Annotated in this window: 5 protein-coding genes and 3 pseudogenes; 6 read left to right on the top strand and 2 right to left on the bottom strand. The window is 54.9% G+C overall.

Going from position 1 to position 3,993, the window contains the following annotated elements; genetic code table 11:
• The 3 pseudogenes from B9H04_RS17520 to B9H04_RS19355 form a co-directional block, all read left to right on the top strand.
• A pseudogene (locus B9H04_RS17520) lies at window positions 1-196 on the top strand (RNA-guided endonuclease TnpB family protein); the annotation flags it as partial.
• A gap of 17 nt (window positions 197-213) precedes the next feature.
• Window positions 214-969: pseudogene (locus B9H04_RS17515) on the top strand (DUF790 family protein); the annotation flags it as partial.
• A 373-nt stretch (window positions 970-1,342) separates the two neighbouring features.
• A pseudogene (locus B9H04_RS19355) lies at window positions 1,343-1,510 on the top strand (DUF433 domain-containing protein); the annotation flags it as partial.
• Between the two features lie 21 nt (window positions 1,511-1,531).
• Here B9H04_RS19355 and B9H04_RS19350 read toward each other — a convergent pair.
• The gene (locus tag B9H04_RS19350) at window positions 1,532-1,798 is read right to left on the bottom strand and encodes a hypothetical protein (RefSeq protein WP_049933550.1); all 267 of its coding nucleotides are present in this window, start codon (window positions 1,796-1,798) and stop codon (window positions 1,532-1,534) included.
• A gap of 182 nt (window positions 1,799-1,980) precedes the next feature.
• On the opposite strand from B9H04_RS19350, the gene B9H04_RS18435 reads away from it, so the two are divergent.
• From B9H04_RS18435 to B9H04_RS17495, 3 genes are read left to right on the top strand one after another with little or no spacing between them, the layout of a single operon-like run.
• Window positions 1,981-2,379 (top strand): hypothetical protein, encoded by a 399-nt coding sequence (locus B9H04_RS18435; RefSeq protein WP_139835151.1) that lies wholly within the window; start codon window positions 1,981-1,983, stop codon window positions 2,377-2,379.
• 5 nt (window positions 2,380-2,384) lie between these two features.
• Window positions 2,385-2,975 (top strand): hypothetical protein, encoded by a 591-nt coding sequence (locus B9H04_RS17500; protein ID WP_049933547.1) that lies wholly within the window; start codon window positions 2,385-2,387, stop codon window positions 2,973-2,975.
• Window positions 2,968-3,261: a hypothetical protein gene (locus tag B9H04_RS17495; protein ID WP_129452466.1), complete on the top strand. Its 294-nt coding sequence runs from the start codon at window positions 2,968-2,970 to the stop codon at window positions 3,259-3,261. Before B9H04_RS17500 ends, B9H04_RS17495 begins: the two co-directional genes overlap by 8 nt.
• A gap of 252 nt (window positions 3,262-3,513) precedes the next feature.
• Here the strand turns inward: B9H04_RS17495 and B9H04_RS17490 are convergent, their stop codons facing one another.
• Complete coding sequence (locus tag B9H04_RS17490; protein ID WP_049933544.1) at window positions 3,514-3,825, bottom strand: hypothetical protein; 312 nt, start codon at window positions 3,823-3,825, stop codon at window positions 3,514-3,516.
• Window positions 3,826-3,993 lie beyond the last annotated feature (168 nt).

Genomic DNA, 3,993 nt, shown 5'->3' with positions numbered 1-3,993 from the left:
ATTTGAAGCGGATAGAGATGCGAACGCGGCGTGGAACATCCTTTCTCGTGGTCTTGAAGAAGTAGGAGTGGGATACTCCGAATCAACGCCTGTGGAGACTGCGCTCCCTGTGGATACGCCTGTATCTACAAAGCGCGTCGTGGAAACAGGAAGCCCCACCCTCAAGGAGCGAACGGCGTCAGCCGTGAGCGAGTAGGGTGGGGTAGTTCACCGCTGGCCCAAGCCGTCCTCTACGACGCTTCGAATATGCGGATTCGGGTTTGGGACCACTTCGGGACGGTGTTCAGCTACATGAAGCTGTTCGGATTGATGCATCGGATCTATCCCATCGACGGCGACAGCAACCGCGTTTCGAGTACCGACCTTGCGGCGGGCTACGAGGCCGAACTTGACGGCCCAGCCTCACTGTTTCGGAAGTCACAGAAGTACGGCATTCGGATGGCGAACTTCCTCCCCGCGCTACCGCAGTGTGACCGCTGGGAGATGCGTGCAGAGATTCTGGACGACGATACGACCAGCGGTCGCACCCGCCTCATACTCGACCACACCGACGGCCTCGTCTCACACTACAGCATGGGTCAGGAGTTCGATAGCGATATCGAACGCACACTCGCCCGGAAGTGGGAGCGAGCGACCACTGACTGGGAACTCACGCGTGAGGACGATGTCTTCGACCTCGGCGCGGAGGTGATGATTCCGGATTTTGCCATCGAACACCCCGATGGCAGACGGGCGATCATCGAGATTGTGGGATTCTGGACCCCAGAGTACCTAGAGTCGAAGCTGGCGAAGATTCGGCAGGTCGATGCCGACAATTTCGTGCTTGCGGTCTCAGAGCGACTGGATTGTGCCGACGAAGACTTCGGGGACACGGCGGAGCGGGTCCTGTGGTTCAAAAGCGGGATTCACGTCTACGACGTGGTCGAATTGGCCGAAGCGTACGCGTCGAGCCCCGAGACGGACAATTAACAGCACGAAGCGTGTCACAGACACAGTCACGGCAGATCTACTGGGGTAGTTTACTTCTGACTGAGCATCCACATTCGGGATAGAACCCAGAAGAGCGACGTACGCTCGATTCGGCGAGGTTTCAAGACCCGAGGGTACCTATCTGTATTCAATGCTCGGCTTTGAACGTTGAGCATCTAACACTTTATCGACCGAAAATGGCGGCTGAGACGGTGTGTAAACGGAAAGGAGAGTTTCAGTCGCAGACGCTACGCTCTCCGCTGGAGGTTCAAACAGCGTGAACGCTGCCTTCATTATCCCCTGTGAATCACTCTCCTGTTCGATCGATACCGTAAATCCCTCGTAGAACGTTTTTCCTCCGATTTCGGGTCTAATGGTATCAACACGACAACGTTCAAAGCTGAGTTCAATGGCAACCCAGCAGTATCGCATTGTCTCCGCCGAGGATTCGGAACTCCACGGGGAGCCCCATATAGAGGGAAGTCGCATCACTGTCCGAGATGTGTACGGACGCGTCGAACAGTGCGGACTCTCTCCTGACCGAGTTGCCGAGCGGTACAACCTAGATATTGCGGACATCTACGAGGCGCTCGCGTACTATCACAACAATCCCGAGGAGATGCGACAAGTTGAGAAGCGCCACGAGCGAGCCGCCGCCGAAGCCAGAGACCGCTCGTCGCTCACGCCACCCAGTGCCTGAGCGATGGCGTATCGGCTCATCCTCGATGAGAACGTCGAACACGAGGTGTTCTATCGGTTCAAGAACTACCGTCACGACGTTGAGTACGTCGACTTCGTGCCCGAGCTTGAGAAAGGGACCGCCGACCATCCGATTGTACGGTATTCACTCGGTACTAACCGATTCGGGGTGCCGTTTTCTGGTAGTGGAATCTGTGCGAGATACGAGCTATCCATCTTGCACAGCCCTATCTACCAATGTCGAGACGCACCAGCGTCAGTTGAATCGTAGTAGCATTGATTAGCCGAGAGTGTGTTCAAGCCCGTAACTCCATGATTCCAACTCTCCCAAACCGACCTCTCTACGAGCCAGAAGCTGACACACTTACTGAAGAAGGGCCCATTGATTTGGTCGCTCCAGGTTCTCCTGAGAGCGTTCAAGAAGATGAGGGAGGCACGCAGCGGATACATGACCTGCTGATCTTCATAGATGAGACTGTCGCTGCTCTCGCCTACACTGACAAAGAGCATGGCTGGACCCTCATCGCCAAAGAAACGGACGAGAACGACGATGCTTACCAACTCGCGCATGATCAGCTACTTGAGTACCGTGGATGTGACGGGTTAGGCCGCAAAGAGGCACTGAAACGAGCTGTAATAAAACTCTACGGCCTTCCCGAGGAAGCGATTGAGGCCAATCCCGAGGAACTTGTCTCCCTGGGTGAGGAGTAATACCTATGGTAGAACTCCCATCAAACGACGAGTGGCCCAACGGCTGGCGGTACAGTCAAAAGCGAGGCGACTATTTCGTCCTTACCTACGACCTACACGAACACCACGTCCTGAAGACTGGCGTTGACGGCTGGAAGGTTGAATACAAGCACAACGGCAAGCCCAACGGAAGTATGTCTACCCGTACATCGCCAGAAAATGGGTTTGAGGTACTGAAGCGGGACCTCTACAACAACTTCCTCGCCTCCGAGGACAAGCCACACGACATGAGCGATGTCTACAACCAGACACTCCCGACGTATGCCGCCGTCTTCGTCGAGTGTGTTCCAGACGCTGACCTCCAACCAGTAACGGGCGATCGTCGTGTCAGCAACTATCAGGAGCTACCCGGCTACGCGTTCATTGTCAAGGAATATGGAAACGGCTGGGAGCGACTCGACGTGCGGACTATCGAGAGTGTCGACAAGCTAGAGGAGCATGTCCGAGAGATGGACCTACCGAATGATGGGCCAGTTCCTGCGGTCGAGACGAGGGCTCCGATGGAATTGGGCCACTTCGCTCCTGAAGAAGATGAGGACAAGCCAATTCGTGAATGAGCCAACCCAGAACTATCACAGTCTCGAACGGGAGACATCTCACCTGGCCAAAGGCCTCTCTGACCGACCATCCTCCTATCCCGAGGTGGAGTCGCTCAATCAGTCAAATGCTATCGGCTTCGTCTTTCCTGCTACACCTCAGAGTATCCAAGATGACGAGGACAACAAGCCCCGTGTGTATGACTTGTTGATCACTTCTGGGGAGACAGTCTCCGCACTGGTCTACAACCGGTGCGAGGCGAATGCCATGGGGCTTGACCCCATGGATGAAGCCGACAACTCGTGAACCAAGCCATTAACTCGAAACATCTCAAACAGAGTGGTGTGACGGCACACTTTGCGTCTGGCTTAGTCGGCGAAAACAAGCCGGGTCAGACACTCTGCCGTGACCATCAAGTAGGAGTGGGAGACTCCGAATCCACGCCCGCGGAGGCTGCGCTCCCTGTGGATTCCCTCGCGGAATCTGTCAAGCGCGTCGTGGAAACGGGAAGCCTCGGGGCTTGATCCCGAGGTACTTCACAGTGATTGTACCCCGCTTTTATGATGAATCCGAATCCTCAGACTGACCTCTCGCTGGATGGTCCTCTTTCGCTGTATCAACTTGTAATGCTACACTCCCATACGCCCGGAAGTTACCAATCCAGATACCGAGTCCAACCAAGGTGATAACTACACCAAGGAGGGCAACGACGATTGTTGTCAACAATCCGTCTGTTATCCAGGCAAGAATCAGGAATGTGAGGCCCTGGATAACCAAGACCGAACTCACGAGGACGACTATTCTGACCAAATCCTGTTGGATATCAAGCAAGCTGAGGTCAATATCAGCTAAGGTTTCGTCATCGGACATTACAGGAGGGTCTATTCGCTTCCCACTTCATCATGAGTATTTGATAGAGATACGAGCGCATACCCCCGCCTTGCCGTGAGTGACGAGTGTTCCGACAGAGTGTCGGAACCGAGGAACGAACAGGCGGGGGTCGAGCGGACATCATAGTGTGACAAGCCACCGTTCTAT

Origin of the sequence: Halorubrum ezzemoulense DSM 17463 (genome assembly GCF_002114285.1) — an archaeon.
Taxonomy (GTDB): domain Archaea; phylum Halobacteriota; class Halobacteria; order Halobacteriales; family Haloferacaceae; genus Halorubrum; species Halorubrum ezzemoulense.
The sequence above is the reverse complement of the archived record's forward strand: the minus strand, read 5'-3'. Positions and strand labels throughout refer to the sequence as shown.